At 30.3% G+C, this 15,354-nt stretch carries 15 protein-coding genes; 12 read left to right on the top strand and 3 right to left on the bottom strand.

Annotation, left to right across the window (positions count from 1 at the left end; genetic code table 11):
- Positions 1-149 precede the first annotated feature (149 nt).
- The gene (locus K354_RS0101315) at positions 150-1,850 is read right to left on the bottom strand and encodes a Na+/H+ antiporter NhaC family protein (RefSeq protein ID WP_024953713.1); all 1,701 of its coding nucleotides are present in this window, start codon (positions 1,848-1,850) and stop codon (positions 150-152) included.
- Positions 1,851-1,964: 114 nt separating this feature from the next.
- Here K354_RS0101315 and K354_RS0101310 point away from each other — a divergent pair, with 114 nt between their 5' ends.
- Positions 1,965-2,957: an adenosine deaminase gene (locus K354_RS0101310; protein WP_024953712.1), complete on the top strand. Its 993-nt coding sequence runs from the start codon at positions 1,965-1,967 to the stop codon at positions 2,955-2,957.
- Between the two features lie 19 nt (positions 2,958-2,976).
- Here K354_RS0101310 and K354_RS0101305 read toward each other — a convergent pair whose 3' ends face one another.
- Complete coding sequence (locus K354_RS0101305) at positions 2,977-3,819, bottom strand: YitT family protein (protein WP_024953711.1); 843 nt, start codon at positions 3,817-3,819, stop codon at positions 2,977-2,979.
- Between the two features lie 165 nt (positions 3,820-3,984).
- On the opposite strand from K354_RS0101305, the gene bioD reads away from it, so the two are divergent.
- The gene (gene bioD, locus K354_RS0101300; protein WP_024953710.1) at positions 3,985-4,638 is read left to right on the top strand and encodes a dethiobiotin synthase; all 654 of its coding nucleotides are present in this window, start codon (positions 3,985-3,987) and stop codon (positions 4,636-4,638) included.
- On the opposite strand, the gene K354_RS0101295 is transcribed toward bioD, so the two are convergent.
- Positions 4,618-5,109, bottom strand: a complete 492-nt coding sequence (locus tag K354_RS0101295; RefSeq protein WP_024953709.1) for a glycine zipper 2TM domain-containing protein — start codon at positions 5,107-5,109, stop codon at positions 4,618-4,620. The two genes, bioD and K354_RS0101295, sit on opposite strands and share 21 nt — an antisense overlap.
- 103 nt (positions 5,110-5,212) lie before the next feature.
- Between K354_RS0101295 and K354_RS0101290 the strand changes: the two genes are divergently transcribed.
- The 10 genes from K354_RS0101290 (at position 5,213) to K354_RS0101245 (ending at position 15,354) form a co-directional block, all read left to right on the top strand.
- The gene (locus K354_RS0101290) at positions 5,213-6,088 is read left to right on the top strand and encodes an aspartate carbamoyltransferase catalytic subunit (protein WP_024953708.1); all 876 of its coding nucleotides are present in this window, start codon (positions 5,213-5,215) and stop codon (positions 6,086-6,088) included.
- Positions 6,075-7,016: an aminodeoxychorismate synthase component I gene (locus K354_RS0101285; RefSeq protein ID WP_245600546.1), complete on the top strand. Its 942-nt coding sequence runs from the start codon at positions 6,075-6,077 to the stop codon at positions 7,014-7,016. Before K354_RS0101290 ends, K354_RS0101285 begins: the two co-directional genes overlap by 14 nt.
- An 81-nt stretch (positions 7,017-7,097) precedes the next feature.
- Complete coding sequence (locus K354_RS0101280) at positions 7,098-8,069, top strand: DNA cytosine methyltransferase (protein ID WP_024953706.1); 972 nt, start codon at positions 7,098-7,100, stop codon at positions 8,067-8,069.
- A gap of 1 nt (position 8,070) precedes the next feature.
- A complete protein-coding gene (locus K354_RS0101275; RefSeq protein WP_024953705.1) occupies positions 8,071-9,189 on the top strand; it encodes a phospholipase D-like domain-containing protein in 1,119 nt (372 codons plus the stop codon).
- Positions 9,190-9,322: 133 nt separating this feature from the next.
- Positions 9,323-9,934: a DsbA family protein gene (locus K354_RS0101270; protein ID WP_024953704.1), complete on the top strand. Its 612-nt coding sequence runs from the start codon at positions 9,323-9,325 to the stop codon at positions 9,932-9,934.
- Between the two features lie 145 nt (positions 9,935-10,079).
- The gene (locus K354_RS0101265) at positions 10,080-10,673 is read left to right on the top strand and encodes a LemA family protein (protein ID WP_024953703.1); all 594 of its coding nucleotides are present in this window, start codon (positions 10,080-10,082) and stop codon (positions 10,671-10,673) included.
- A gap of 9 nt (positions 10,674-10,682) precedes the next feature.
- Positions 10,683-12,593 (top strand): M48 family metallopeptidase, encoded by a 1,911-nt coding sequence (locus K354_RS0101260; protein WP_024953702.1) that lies wholly within the window; start codon positions 10,683-10,685, stop codon positions 12,591-12,593.
- Between the two features lie 21 nt (positions 12,594-12,614).
- Positions 12,615-13,196, top strand: a complete 582-nt coding sequence (locus K354_RS0101255; protein WP_024953701.1) for an aminotransferase class IV — start codon at positions 12,615-12,617, stop codon at positions 13,194-13,196.
- On the top strand, positions 13,193-14,908 hold the full coding sequence (locus K354_RS0101250) for a M3 family oligoendopeptidase (RefSeq protein ID WP_024953700.1): 1,716 nt from the start codon (positions 13,193-13,195) through the stop codon (positions 14,906-14,908). Before K354_RS0101255 ends, K354_RS0101250 begins: the two co-directional genes overlap by 4 nt.
- A complete protein-coding gene (locus tag K354_RS0101245) occupies positions 14,908-15,354 on the top strand; it encodes a hypothetical protein (protein WP_024953699.1) in 447 nt (148 codons plus the stop codon). Before K354_RS0101250 ends, K354_RS0101245 begins: the two co-directional genes overlap by 1 nt.

The following is a 15,354-nucleotide window of genomic DNA, read 5'->3' as shown; positions in this document are numbered from 1 at the left end:
TGTTTTCTTTAACTTAGAACTTGTTCCAAGTTAAATTTCTCTCACTGAAGCTAAACCTGTGGTTTGAATCAGTTGTTAAAGTAATTGTAAAATAAAAAAGTGAAATGATTGTGAAAGAAGAGGTGAGCTGAGTCACCTCTTTAAAATGATTAAGCTTTTACTTCTTTTCCATAAAACCTTACGGTTAAAGCAACTACGACGAGTGCTAAAGGAAGTAATATATACATAGAAACACCCATAGCTGCTGGAATATATCCAAATACAATAGCTACAATACCAACAAAAATAGCATAAAATAGCTGGGTACGGATATGGTCCATATGATCACAAGATGATCCCATAGATGAAAGGATAGATGTATCTGAGATTGGTGAACAGTGATCACCAAAGATAGCACCAGTTAGAACTGCACTAATATTTAAAACAATATAGTTTTGAAGTTCTGCATTTTCTAATCCCGTATGAATACCCACAGCATTTGCAATAGGAATTGCTAAAGGCATTAAAATTCCCATAGTTCCATAAGATGTTCCTGTTGCAAAAGAAACGATAGAACCTAGTATAAAGATAATAGAAGGTAAAAGTATTTGTGGTGTAGAATCTGTTAGCATAGAAACAAGATATGCTGAAGTTCCAAGCTCTTTGATAACTGAACTTATGGACCAAGCAAGGATAAGAATAACAGCTGTAATAACTAAAGCTTTTACACCTAATACCCATGTTTCTAGTCCTTCACTTAGGTTGAACATTTTTTGTTGTATACCCATTCCAATTGCTACAATAGAAGCAAAGAGTGCAGCTTCAAAAAGAACGATACTAGCATCAGCCGCTCCAAAACAATCTCGTATTGAAGCAAAAGAGTAAGGATCTGCACTCACTATTTTTAATGCTGCTTCGTCAAGTGAATGGTAACCATTGAAATAAAATCCAAAAAATGCTACTACTATAAGACTTAGTATTGGAATAATCGCATTCCAAATTGAGTGTTCTACTCCATCTTTAGGTTCAAGTGTTGAGCTTTCTTGGTTCATCATAATATTTGCATTTGGGTGATACACTTGGCCTGTTGAAATAGCTCTAGTTGCAGCCTTATGCATAGATCCAAATTCACGTAAAAAATATGCTGTAAAGAAAACAAAAGCTAACATCAAGATGTTATAAAAACGATAAGGAATAGTTTCTACAAAAATTGCATAAGCATTTACATCAACTTGTCCAATCATGGCATATGCATCTTTAATAAGAGATATTTCATATCCAATCCAAGTTGAAATTAGAGCAATACCTGCTATTGGTGCTGCTGTTGCATCTATGATAAAAGCAAGTTTTTCACGGCTTACATGTAACTTATCTGTAACAGGTCTCATAATAGGTCCAATGATAAGTGAGTTTGCATAATCATCAAAGAAGATAAAAAACCCCATAATCCAAGTATAGATTTGAGCAGAACGTTGAGACTTTGCTTTTTTAGATAAACTCTCAGCGATAGCTCTAGGCCCGCCCATTTTTGTAATGACAGCAATCATCCCACCGATTGTTAAAACTTGAAGAATGATTCCGGCATTCCAAGAATCTGCCATAGAACCAACCATTTTACTTACAAGATCTATAAATGCATTGTAAAATGCAATAAATATATTGTTACCCGTGATGTTTATAAGAAAAGTTCCACTAAAAATACCTATAAAAAGTGAAAAAATAACGTTTTTTGTTATGAACGCTAAAGCTATTGCCACTAAAGGTGGAATAAGGGTTAGTACCCCATATATTTGTGCATTTTCTTTTGCATCAGCAAAAAGTGCTAATGGAAGAAGTGTTAATGCTAAAATGAATTTTAATTTACTATTCAAAAAGTCCTCCTAAAAATTAAACTAATCATTCTAGCATAAGTTTATTTATAATATTAAAAATGTATTGTTAAAAGTAGTACTAAAATATTTTTATAAAAATGTTATAATTTCTTTATGAAAAAATATATACAAAAATTACCAAAAGCAGAATTACATTTACATATAGAAGGTACATTTGAACCTGAACTTATGTTTAAATTGGCAAAAAAAAACAATATATCAATTCCTTATAAAAATGTCGAAGAAGTAAGAAAAGCCTATAACTTTACTTCATTACAATCTTTTTTAGATATATATTACGCGGGAGCAAATGTACTCGTTGAAGAAGAAGATTTTTTTGATTTGACCTGGGAGTACCTTCTAAGGTGTAAAGAACAAAATATAGTTCATACAGAGATAATGTTTGACCCTCAAACTCATACAAGTAGGGGTATAAAGTTTGAAATAGTTATCAACGGAATCACAAAAGCATTAGAAAAAGCAAAAAAAGAGTTTGGTATAACTTCATTTTTAATTATGAGTTTTTTAAGACACTTAAGCCAAGAAGAAGCATTTGTTATACTTGAAGAGTCAATCCCTTTTAAAGAAAAAATTTTAGCAGTAGGTTTGGATTCGAGTGAAATAGGAAATCCTCCACAAAAATTTCAAGATGTTTTTAAAAAAGCAAAAGAGTTAGGTTATAAACTCGTAGCACATGCAGGAGAAGAGGGAGATACTTCTTATATTTGGGGAGCGATTAATCTTTTACATGTAGATAGAATTGATCATGGGATTAGATGTGATGAAGATGAAAAACTTTTAGAATATTTAAAACAAAAGCAGATACCTTTGACTGTGTGTCCACTTTCAAATGTAAAATTAAAAGCAGTAGATACTATGAGTAACCATAATATAGTTAAACTTCTACGAGCAGGACTTATGGTGACTGTCAACTCAGATGATCCTTCATATTTTGGTGGTTATTTAAATGATAATTTTGAATCTTTAGTAAAAAGTTTAGATATAAGTAAAGAAGAGGTAAAAAAGTTGGTGATTAACTCTTTTAAAGCTTCTTTTTTGAATAGTGTGCAAATTGAAAAATATATTGAAATGATTAAAGAAGTTTAGAGTTAGCTCTAACTTCTTTTTAATGTCCTCTACCTATAAATTCGGCAGCTTCTGTTATAATTAAAAAAGCATCAGGGTCATATTCTACAACTAAATCTTTTAGTAATTGGATTTTACTTACATCAACGGTTACATAAATAACTGTTTTATTTTGTCCTTGATGTAGACCTTGTCCTTTAAAAACAGTACCATGTTCTTCAATGTTTTCTCTTATTTGATTTGTAAGTTCTTCTACATTGTTTGAAATAATATTAACTATTTTTTTAGAAGGTCGTCCTGTTAAAATCATATCAATAACTTTTGCAGTAATATAAACACTAAGCATACTATAAAGAGATTTTTCCAAATCACCATATACAAAAATAGACGTAACCATAAGAGTTGCATCAATGATTAAGAGTACTTCTGCTGCTTTTAAATTGGTCCTTGCTGCAACAATTTCTCCAACAACACTAGTACTCCCTGTGGATGAACGGCCCTTGATGATTAAACCAACACCTAGTCCAACGCATATACCACCAAAAATAGCAGCTAGCAGTATGTCATCGGTAAGTGGTTTTATCTGTAAAATTTCTTTGAGTAAATCTGTAAAACTTGAAACTAAAAAAATAGATATAAATGTTTTAAAAGTGTAGTATTTTCCAAAGTATACATAACCTAATATAACAAAAGGAAGACTAACAAGAGCGATAAGCATACCTAATGTAAGAGTAGATGATAGATAATTTATCATAAGAGCCATACCTATCCCTCCACCAGTTATTATATGGTTTGGAGATAAAAATAGTACGGTTCCAAAAGCTAAACTAAATGTGCCAAAAACGAGGTAAATATAATTATAAATTTGTGAAAATTTTTTCATTGTGGGGTCCTGTCTTAATATTGATTTGAAATTATACAGTTGAAGTAGTAGAAATCACGTGTGATTTAATATTAAACGAGTATTATATCCTTATTGATTTATACTAAACTTAGTATGAAAGTAGTATTCTTCATAAAAGAAAAATTTGGATAAAAAGAGAGAAAAGTGAAATATAGACCAATATTTATATCAGCAACAAATACAGATATAGGAAAAACATACACAACAATTAAACTTATAGAAGAGTTAGGAAAAAGAGGCTTAAAAGTAGGTGTTTTAAAACCCATAGAAACAGGGGTAGAAGAGTATCCTCTCGATGGAAGACTTTTACTTCAAGCCGTACAAAAAACAAATCCTGCATTAAAAGAGTTTACATGTAAAGATATTGTGCCCATCCAATACAAACTTCCAGCTTCGCCTTATGTCTCAAAAGCTGGTGAAAAAATAGACTATGCATCTATACACGCTGCATTTGAAAACATAGCACAAGTAAGTGATATAGTTGTTATTGAAGGAGCTGGAGGGTTAATGGTTCCTGTTGATGAAAAGCTTTACATGTATGATTTGATTAAAGAGTTCAATGCCATTACACTTTTAGTAACTCATGCAAATCTTGGTTGTATTAATGATACTTTGTTAAACATAAACTTATTAGAGTCCTTAGATGTAAAATATACTTGGTGTATAAATTTTAGAGAAAATGAAGAAGATTTTATAAAAACTACCTTGCCATTTTATGAATATAAATTTGGCAAGGTACTAAGTGTTCAAAAAAATATTTGTGAAATCTTAGATTCTTTAGTAATGAACAGAGATTGAAAGATGTATAGTATCTAGTTGTCTGTTACTGTATTTAGTTATAGTTTTACCTTTGTAAGTTGCAATGTTCTTATAGCCAACTAATTTTTCAGCGCTTTTTTCTTGATACTTTGTTACACATCTTCTTTGCATTGAAGAGGATGGTGTATTTCCTCTTTTTGAAAGATTGTCTCCAACAAGAGTACCAACAATAGCACCACCAACAGTCGCTGCAGTTTTTCCACTTCCTCCACCAACTTGATTTCCTAAAATTCCTCCTGCAACACCACCAATAAGAGCACCTATCGGACTATTATCAGAGCTACTTGTCGTCACTTCTTCATCCCAACACTCTTGATAAGGAGTTCTTGTTGTGACTGTTTTAAAGATAGGTTCACTCGAAATTACATTTACAGAGTCGCTATAACTAATAGATTCTGCACTTAAAGTCAAACCTAAAAATAAACATGGAATTAAAATAAGTTTTTTCATGTGATATCCTTTTTGTTTTCCAATATTTTACACTTCTAATTTAAACAGAGTGTTAATTAAGTGAAAAATTGATAAAATTCATCAATTTATTTGAGGAAATACTGTGCAACATTTAATAAATACAAGAGATTTTTCTCTTGAAGAAATAGATGCGCTTTTAAAAAGAGCAGAAGAGTTTTTAGATGAAAAACAAAGAGATATACTAAAAGATCGTATGATTATTACTATCTTTTTTGAAAATTCAACGAGAACAAGAAGTAGTTTTGAAGTAGCGGCTAAAAGACTTGGTGCAAATGTTGTGAGTCTTGATGTCTCTAAAAGTTCATCAAGTAAAGGTGAAACACTGTTCGATACAGCAGCAAACCTTGATGCAATGGGTCCTGATGCGATTGTAGTTAGACATAAAAATGCAGGTGTTCCTCATATCTTGGCAAATTACGTTAGCTGTCCTATCTTAAATGGTGGAGATGGTTCTCATGCACATCCTACTCAGGCCTTGTTAGATTTGTTTACAATGAGTAGATACTTTAAAGATTTAAAAGGCAAAAGAATAGCAATCGTAGGAGATATTAAAAACTCTCGTGTTGCCAATAGCAATATTGAACTTCTTACAAGATACGGTTTAGATGTAACTCTTGTCGCACCTCCTCATTTTTTACCTGAAACATCACTCAAAGTAAGTCATGACATAAAAGAAGTTATTGATCATGTAGATATTATTATGAGTCTTAGAACACAAACAGAACGTCATAAAAATCAAATCTATGCTTCACTCAAAGATTATGCAAAAGACTTTTGTATTACTAAAGAGTTGGTAGGCGATAGAAATATACTTTTATTACATCCTGGACCAGTTCATAGAAATGTAGATATAGATGATGCTATGTTAAGAGACCCTAGGTGTAAAGTTCTAGAACAAGTTAAAAATGGTGTTGCTATTCGTATGGCAGCGCTGGAGAAATTGATTGGACATAATTGAAAAGTTAAATGAATATGGCAAAAAGAGAAAACCTCTCTTTTTTGCCATAGATTTTGAGATGAAAAACTGGATTTTAGAAGATGAAAATGTCCAGTTTAAACTAGAAAAATTTAGAAACTACGAACACATAAACCTTCCTAAAAAAAGTAAGATTTCCAACAAGTTACATGTAAGCTTCCAAGAGTACGAAAAAGCCCTAAATAAAGTAAAAGAAGAGATAAAAAAAGGAAATACCTATCTTTTAAATCTTACTTTTAAAACAAAGCTTGAAGGTGAGATTGACTTAGAGTCTATCTTTCATAGTGCAAATGCACCTTTTAAGTTACATGTAAAAGATAAATTTGTCTGTTTTTCTCCTGAGAGGTTTGTAAAAATAGAAGATAACCAAATAAGTACTTATCCCATGAAAGGGACGATTGATGCAAGTGAAGAAAATGCTAAAGAGAAGATACTAGCCAATCAAAAAGAGATGAGCGAACACACCATGGTAGTAGATTTACTCAGAAACGATTTAGGCATAGTGGCAAAAAACATACAAGTAGAAAAGTTTCGGTATATAGAGAAGATAAATGCAGGGAAAAAAGAGCTCTTGCAAGTAAGCTCAAAAATCACTGGAGATTTAGATGAAACTTGGCATGAGAGTTTAGGATATATACTAGCTAAGATGCTTCCTGCTGGTTCAATAACAGGAACTCCAAAGAAAAAAACAGTACAAATTATAAATAAAATAGAAGATTATGAGAGAGGTTTTTTCACAGGAGTTTTTGGTTACTACGATGGAAAAAGTTTAGATTCTGCAGTGATGATACGTTTTATAGAAAAAACAGAAGATGGGTACATATACAAAAGTGGCGGAGGCATTACACTTGATAGTGACGCTCTAAGTGAATTTGAAGAGATGAAAGATAAGGTTTATATACCAAGTTAAATAAAATATTACAAAATGAAATATTTTATTTAAAATCTATTTTTTTAGATAAAATAACACATAAATATTATAAGGGTGAGAATGACTAAAAGAATTGCTAATAATGTGATTGAACATAATGAATTAAAAGTTATAGATTTATTCGCAGGTATTGGTGGAATAAGATTAGGTTTTGAAGAAGTATTTAAAAATAAATTAAAATTTGTTTTTTCTTCAGAAATTGATAGCAATGCTCAAAAAACTTATAATATAAATTTTTACGAGAAGCCATTTGGTGATATTACTAAAATAGATGAAAAAGAAATACCTGAGCATGATATTATTTTAGCAGGTTTTCCTTGTCAAGCATTTAGTGTTGCTGGACATAGAAAAGGTTTTGATGATACTAGAGGAACATTGTTTTTTGATGTTGCAAGAATAGCAAAACATCATAAGCCAAAGGTGATTTTTTTAGAAAATGTAAAAGGTTTTGTAGGACATGACAATGGAAATACTTTCAAGGTTGTAAAACAAACTCTAAAAGATATTGGATATAAAGTTTTTTCAAAAGTATTAAATTCAAAAGATTTTGGTATACCACAAAATAGAGAACGTATTTATATAATTGCTTTTTTAGATAATTCACTTGATTTTAAATTTCCTCTAGAAACCAAATTAGAAAAAAGTATTAAAAATTGTTTAGAGACTAACGTGGAAAAGAAATATTATTATAATGGAAAACCTTTATTTGAAAAAATCAAAGATGATGTCGTTAGTGAGGATAGCGTATATCAATGGAGAAGACGATATATTAGAGAAAATAAAAGTTTAGTCTGTCCTACATTAACAGCAAATATGGGAACAGGAGGACATAATGTTCCTATAATTAAAGATAAAGTAGGAATACGAAAATTAACTCCAAGAGAGTGTGGTAATTTTCAAGGATTTCCTGCTTCTTATAAAATTCCTACTTCTTTGGCTGACTCACATTTATATAAACAATTTGGAAATTCTGTTTCTATAAATGTTATAAAATCACTTGCTGTAGAAATAAAAAAATCATTAGGATATTGATATGTTTTTTAAGTCACAGTTGTTAAAAGATCAAGAAGAGTATAAAAATAATTTACAATTGATTGGAAGTTTATCAAATCTTTTTTCAGATTCATTAACACCATATTTATATTATAGGATTGCTGAAAAAATCTTTTGTAAATCATTCAATGCTGATGACTTATCAAGAAGTGATGTTGCTATCGATGCAAAAAAGAAAAAATTAGGAATTGGTCTAAAAACTTTTTTGATAGGAAATAAAAAGTCATTTCAAAAAGTTGCAGAGTTTAATAGTGACAAAAATATCTACGAAAATTTAGAATATAAAAAATTAATTTATAAAATAGCTGAACTAAGAAATGCAAGAATTGAATTTTCTCAAAATTTATTTTCTTTAGATAATTCAATTTATCACTGTATTGTTAGAGATAATGGATTATTTAAAGTTTATGAAGAGAATATGTCACTAGTTGATATTGAAAATATTAAGAATATCAAACAAAATAAAAGCTCAATAACTTTTAATGATGGGAAATATGATTATTCTTTTCTCTTATCTAAAAGTACACTTACAAAAAGATTTTGTACTAGTGATTTTTTATTTGAGTTTCCTATTAAAATTTTAGAAAATCCACTTGAAAATTTAAAGCAATGTTTTGAAAGTAAGCAATTACTATTTTCATCAGAAACAAGAGTAAAAGAGACTATTTATTTACCCTTACATGGAAAAGATAAAACTGTTTTTGAAAGAAGTGGTTTAAATCAATGGAATGCAAAAGGTAGAAAAAGAGATTATAATGAAGTCTATATTCCTGTACCCTCAATAATCTATACAATAAATTCAAATTTTTTTCCAGATAGAAATACATCTTTTAATTTAAAATTACCAAATAGTAAAATTATGAAATCAAAAATTTGTCAAGATGGTGGGAAAGCTTTAATGTCATATTCCAATAAAGAACTTGGTAAGTGGATATTAAGAGATGTTTTAAAATTAAAAGAGGGTGAACTTTTAACATATGACAAACTTCAAGTCATAGATATAGATTCTGTTAGAATTGATAAAATTGATGATGAAAATTTTGAAATAAATTTTTCTTCTTTGGGTAGTTATGATGAATTTATTAGTAGTTTTAAATAATAGCAGGAATGAGTATTAACATTTATTACCTATTGAAATAACCTTACTTAAATCCATATCACTAGAAAATTTTTTCTATAAATGCTTTGTACTTTGATACAATTTCAAGAGTTATGAAATATAAGGAAATAAAATGAAAAAATTAATATACATTATGAATCCTATGTGCGGTTGGTGTTTTGGAAATAGTAAAAGTTTTGAAGAGTTATATGAAAACTATAAAAACAAATTTGAAATAGAAGTTTATATAGGTGCGATGTGGCTCAATGATGATGCCCCATCTGGAAGTCAAGGCTTAAAAGATTTTGTTGTCAATGATGCTGTGAGACTAAAAGAGATAACAAAACAATCTCCAAGTCAAGAGTTTTTTAACTTAGCTGGGGATTCTTCGTATAGATTTGACTCTTTTTTCCCTGCATCTGCGATTATTGCAGTAAAGAAACTAGATAAAACAAAGTATATAAAGTTTATGCAAATGGTACAAAAAAGACTCTTTATAGATGGTGTTAAACTAGATGCCATAGAAGCATATGAAGATATACTAAAAGACTTATCTATAAATGTGGAAGAGTTTAAAAAGCTTTGGTTGAGTGAGGTAAACACACAAGAGCTACAAGCAGAATTTAATCAAGCAAAAAGTTTAGCAAATAGTTATCCTACTTTACTTATAAAAGATGATTCCAATACAAAAGTTTTAAGTAGAGGATATTTTGAATATCAAGATATAGTAAATAAACTAAGTTAATAGAGATATAAAAATTCTTTCTACATGTAAAGCTTGCGTTCTTTACATGTAGAAAGTAAATAACCCATCTAATTTTAATCTTAAGTTGTTTTTAGTAATAAATCTATACAATACTTTTAATATAATTTAATTTGAGGATTATCACATGGTTAGTATACTTGTTTTTCTTGCTGTTGTTTGTGTTGTAGGCTTATTTTTTATGCAGATTTTTAATCGTCTTGTATTACTTAAAAATCGTTTCTTAAATGCTTTCTCACAAATAGAAGTACAACTAAAACGTCGTTATGATCTTATCCCATCATTAGTAGAGACTGCTAAAGGTTACCTCAAACATGAAAGTGAAACTTTAGAAAAAGTTATTTCTGCACGTAATACTGCTTCAAAAAGTTTAAAAAATACACAACAAAATCCAGCAGACCCAACTCTCATGGGAGCTTTGTCTCAAGCAAACCAAGAGTTATCTTCTGCAATGTCAAAGTTAAATTTTGTCATGGAAGATTATCCTGATTTAAAAGCAAATGAAACTATGCAACAACTTCATGAAGAGATTACTACAACAGAAAATAAGGTTGCTTTTGCCAGACAAGCATACAATGATTCTGTTATGACATATAACACTTATAGACAATCTTTTCCCCAAAATATTCTATCAACTACATTTGGACACCCAAATGATGCAACTTTATTGGAGTTTGAAGATACAAAAGAGATACAACAAGCACCAAAAGTTAGTTTTTAATCTATAGATATGAATTTTTTTGAAGCTCAAGAAAGAGCAAAAAAGAATACTTTTGTCCTTATATTTCTATTTGCATTTGCTATTTTAAGTAGTATTGTTTTACTCAACTTTTTTTTGATGATAGTTTGGAACTATATGGAATTTAATATGCTTATTTTAAGTATAGATGATTTTATAAAATCTTTTGAGTGGGGTAGGTTTTTACAAGTTTCTTTGGTAGTACTTGCATTGGTGGTACTTGCAAGTGCATATAAACTCAATGAGCTCTCACAAGGAGGGCATATTGTAGCTGAGTCTTTAGGTGGACGCCTTATCTCTCGAAATTCAAATGATCCATCTGAAAGAGTGATTTTAAATGTTGTAGAAGAGATGGCTATAGCTTCAGGTATTGGGGTGCCTCCAGTTTATATACTAGAGCAAGAGGGCATTAATGCTTTTGCTGCTGGTTTAAGTTATGATGATGCTATCATTGGTGTGACAAGAGGATGTGTACAAAAACTTTCAAGGGATGAGCTACAAGGGGTAATAGCTCATGAGTTTAGTCATATTTTTAATGGTGATATGCGCCTGAATATTCAAGCGAGCGGAGTATTACACGGTATTTTATTTATTGGAGAGATTGGTTATACAATGCTTGATGCTCTAGGGAATTCATCTAGTTCTAAAAGTCGTGATGATAAAGCATCAGGTACTTCGATAGCTCTTGCAGTTGGTTTAGGTTTTCTTATCATTGGGTATTTAGGAAGTTTTATTGGAAGTATTATTAAAGCACTTATATCTAAACAGCGAGAATACTTAGCTGATGCATCTGCTGTACAGTTTACAAGAAACAACCAAGGCATTGCTAATGCTTTAAAAAAAATAGGCGGAAACACTCAAAGCTCTTTTATTAAGAATAAAAATGCTACTACATATAGCCATTTTTATTTTTCAAATGCACTCTCTTCAAGTTTTCTATTTTCAAGTCATCCTCCTTTAAAAAAGCGCATATATAGGCTTGATTCAGGATGGAATGGGCACTATATAGTACCAGATGTAAAAGAAGTTAAAAATGATTTTGTAACCGAAAAAAACAAAAAAAGAGAAGATATTTTTAAAACGATGTCTACAATTTCTGTTTTATCCAGTATAGATGATATAGGACAACCAAAAGAAAAGCATCTTAAAAAATCAGCCCAGCTTATTGATTCGTTACCTCCTGTACTTCTTGAAATGAGTAAGGAGCCTTTTAGTGCACAAGGGCTTATTTTAGCTTTACTTGCCTCAAAAGAAGGTGAGGTTTTTAAAGAACAACATACTATACTTTCTCAAGAAAATAGAGCACTTTTTTCTATGGTACAAAAAGCATTACAGTATACACCATCTTTACCTAAAGAGGGGTATTTACCTCTTATCCAGTTAAGCTTAACTTCTTTAAAAATGATGTCTTTAAACCAATATAAGACATTTAGAAAAATAGTTTTAAATTGGATGTATGCCAATTTTTATCTTTCATTTTTTGAATGGAATCTTAAGCATTTAGTTTTGTATCCATTAGATATTTATTTTGGGATTAGTAAGCAAAGTAAAGATGTACATACTCACTTAGGAGCTATTAAAACTGAATTAGAATTTTTTGTTTCTGTTTTAGTATCGACACAAACAACTGATGAAAAAGAAGCTGTTATTTTATTTGATAAAGCAAAAAAAAGTATAGGTGCTACTGCATTGCAGTTTGTTCAATGTAGACCTATAGATTATGAATTATTAGATAAGATGGTGGGGCAAATCCAACAGGCTAAACCAATGCTGAGAAAAAGAATCTTAGAATTAGCTATTGCTTGTTTAAGTGTAGATGGTGAAATTTGTGTAAATGATATGCAAATACTCCATGCAATTGCTGCAACTTTTAGACTTCCCTTACTTTTGCCTGAGTCTTAAAATAATAAATAAGATTAAATCATGAAAACTAAAACCTGTTTTGAAACTATAAAAGTAGAAAATGGAAAACTTTTAAACTTAGAATACCATCAAAAAAGAGTCGATTATACTAGAGAAAAACTCTTTACATGTAAAGAGATACTTGATTTAAAAAAAGAGATAAAAAAGTACCCAAAAGAGGGAGTTTATCGCTTAAGAGTTGATTATGATAAAGAGATAAAAAGCCTTACATGTAAAGAGTATAGACCAAGGAGTCTTTGCTCTTTTAAAGTTGTAGAGGCCAATATAGATTATGAGTACAAATACTCAAATAGAGAAGAATTAAATAAGCTTTTAGATGAAAATTATGACGATATAGTGATCCTAAAAAATGGATTTTTAAGCGATACGAGTATTGCAAATATTGCATTAAAAATAGACGGAATTTGGCTTACTCCTAAAACTCCTCTTTTGCATGGCACTACAAGAGAAAGGCTACTAGCAGAGGGTTTTTTAAAGTGTGATAATTTAAGCATAAAAGATTTAGAAAAGTCAGAAAAATTTGCTATAATGAATGCATTAGTAGGTTTTAAAATAATAAAAAATTTGAGGATTGATATTTGAATTGGGATTTGAACGCGTTATATACAAATGAAAAAGAATTGAACATTGATTTAGAAAAAGCAAAAGTAAAGGCAACGGCATTTGAAAAAATGTTCAAGAATAGATTAAAAGATTTGACTTCTGTAGATTTTATGGAGGCTCTTAGAGAGTATGAGGGGATTTCTCAAACTCTAGGAAAGATTATGACTTATGCTTTTTTAAAATTTGCAACAGATAGCACCAATGGACCTTTTTACGCAAAATATCAAGATGAATATACTAAAGTAAGCGAGTTTTTACTCTTTTTTGAATTAGAGTTTAATCGTTTAAGTAAAACAAAACAGATAGAGTTTATAGAGGACTCTAATGGATATAATTTTTATCTTCAATCTCTTCAAGAAGAAAAACCATATCAATTAACTGCAAAAGAAGAGAGAATCCTTTTAAAGAAAAGTACAACAGGTGGCAATGCTTTTTCTAGACTCTTTGATGAACATTTTTCAAGATTGAAGTTTAATTACGATGGGAAAAAAGTTTCAGAAGAAGAGATTTTGTCACTTCTTCACAATCCTAGTCGTGAAATCAGAAAAAAAGCAACAGACTCTTTTTCTAGAGGTTTAAAACCATATCAACCACTTCTTGGTTATATTTATAATATGATAAAAGCAGATCATAAAAGTGATTGTGAACTTAGAAACTATAAAACACCTGAACAATTTCGTCATATGGACAATAAAATCAGCCAAAAAAGTGTGAATGCTCTTGTTGAAGCTGCTGAAGAAAGTTTTGATTTGGTTCAAGATTATTATGTGAAAAAAGCACAACTTTTAGGACTAGATGAACTTTGTGATTATGACAGATATGCTCCACTTGAAACTACAGAAGAAGAGTATAGTTTTGAGAAATCTAAAGAGATTGTTTTAAAAGCATTTGAAAAGTTTAGTCCAAAATTTGCGATGATTGCAAAAAAAGCATTTGAAGAGGGTTGGATAGATGTGTATCCAAAAGATAACAAAAGAGGCGGGGCATTTTCACATCCAGCTACTCCTGATACGCATCCATATGTACTTTTAAATCACACAGATAGAAGAAGAGACCTATTTACACTAGCTCACGAATTAGGGCATGCAATCCATCAATATCTTTCTCGTGATGTTGGCTATATTGCTTCAGATACACCTCTTACAACTTCTGAGACAGCATCAGTTTTTGCAGAAATGCTAGTTTTTGATTATATAAAAGATACATTAAATGAAGATGAAAAAATCGCTCTGTATTCTGGAAAAATTGAAGATATTTTTGCAACACTTTACAGACAGATAAATTTTACAACTTTTGAAAGACGTGTTCATGCTCATGAAGGCGAATTAGACCTTTCTACTTTTAATAAGTATTGGTTAGAAGAGAGTAAGAAGATGTTTGGCTCAAGTGTTAAGCTAGGAAAAAATTATGAAATGTGGTGGAGTTATATACCGCATTTTATTCATTCTCCATTTTATTGCTACTCTTACTCATATGGGCAACTTTTAGTATTAGCTTTATATGGATTGTATAAAAGTGGCCAAAATGAGAAGTTTGTAGAACTATATATAGATTTTTTAAGTGCAGGTGGAAGTAAAAGCCCAAAAATCCTTATTGATAAATTTGGATTTGATATAGATGATACAGAATTTTGGAAAATAGGAATTGAAGAGATAAGAAAGCTTTTAAAAGAATTCAAAGGGGAAGAATAATGCTTCAAGACGTACTAAATGATCCTTCTTTTAGTAAGGAAATGAAACGCCATGTAAAATATGTGCTGGAGTACCTTTTAAAAAAGGGAACAAATTTTTCAATACTTACAAACGTAAATGAAATAGGTTTTGAACCTGCTTTACCAGAAGATATTAGTTCTACTTTTAAACCAATTACTATGTTTGTATTGGCTGGGTATACTTTTGAGAGTTGCGTTGTTGATGATTGGGGTATAAGTTTTGAGGCTGGTTTTGGTCATAATAACTTTGGCTCTTTGGTTTCAGTTCCTCTTTTATCAGTTTTACAAATTATTGTTGATGAAACACCTATACTTATAAACTTAAGTGTAGATACAGAAGAAGCACCTCAAGAAAAAACCAAAGGGGTTAAAAGAAGTATGGAAGCACTTCTTTCAAACCCTGAAAACGAGAAATTATTAAAGTAA

The organism is Sulfurospirillum arcachonense DSM 9755 (genome assembly GCF_000597725.1).
Classification (GTDB): Bacteria; Campylobacterota; Campylobacteria; order Campylobacterales; family Sulfurospirillaceae; genus Sulfurospirillum_A; species Sulfurospirillum_A arcachonense.
This window is presented reverse-complemented; position numbering and strand designations above follow the sequence as displayed.

Coding starts and splice junctions, on each gene's coding strand:
- K354_RS0101310 (WP_024953712.1), top strand. CDS start 1,965: ATGAAAAAATATATACAAAAATTACCAAAAGCAGAATTACATTTACAT.
- K354_RS0101305 (WP_024953711.1), bottom strand. CDS start 3,819: ATGAAAAAATTTTCACAAATTTATAATTATATTTACCTCGTTTTTGGC.
- K354_RS0101295 (WP_024953709.1), bottom strand. CDS start 5,109: ATGAAAAAACTTATTTTAATTCCATGTTTATTTTTAGGTTTGACTTTA.
- K354_RS0101280 (WP_024953706.1), top strand. CDS start 7,098: ATGACTAAAAGAATTGCTAATAATGTGATTGAACATAATGAATTAAAA.
- K354_RS0101275 (WP_024953705.1), top strand. CDS start 8,071: ATGTTTTTTAAGTCACAGTTGTTAAAAGATCAAGAAGAGTATAAAAAT.
- K354_RS0101270 (WP_024953704.1), top strand. CDS start 9,323: ATGAAAAAATTAATATACATTATGAATCCTATGTGCGGTTGGTGTTTT.
- K354_RS0101265 (WP_024953703.1), top strand. CDS start 10,080: ATGGTTAGTATACTTGTTTTTCTTGCTGTTGTTTGTGTTGTAGGCTTA.
- K354_RS0101260 (WP_024953702.1), top strand. CDS start 10,683: ATGAATTTTTTTGAAGCTCAAGAAAGAGCAAAAAAGAATACTTTTGTC.
- K354_RS0101255 (WP_024953701.1), top strand. CDS start 12,615: ATGAAAACTAAAACCTGTTTTGAAACTATAAAAGTAGAAAATGGAAAA.
- K354_RS0101245 (WP_024953699.1), top strand. CDS start 14,908: ATGCTTCAAGACGTACTAAATGATCCTTCTTTTAGTAAGGAAATGAAA.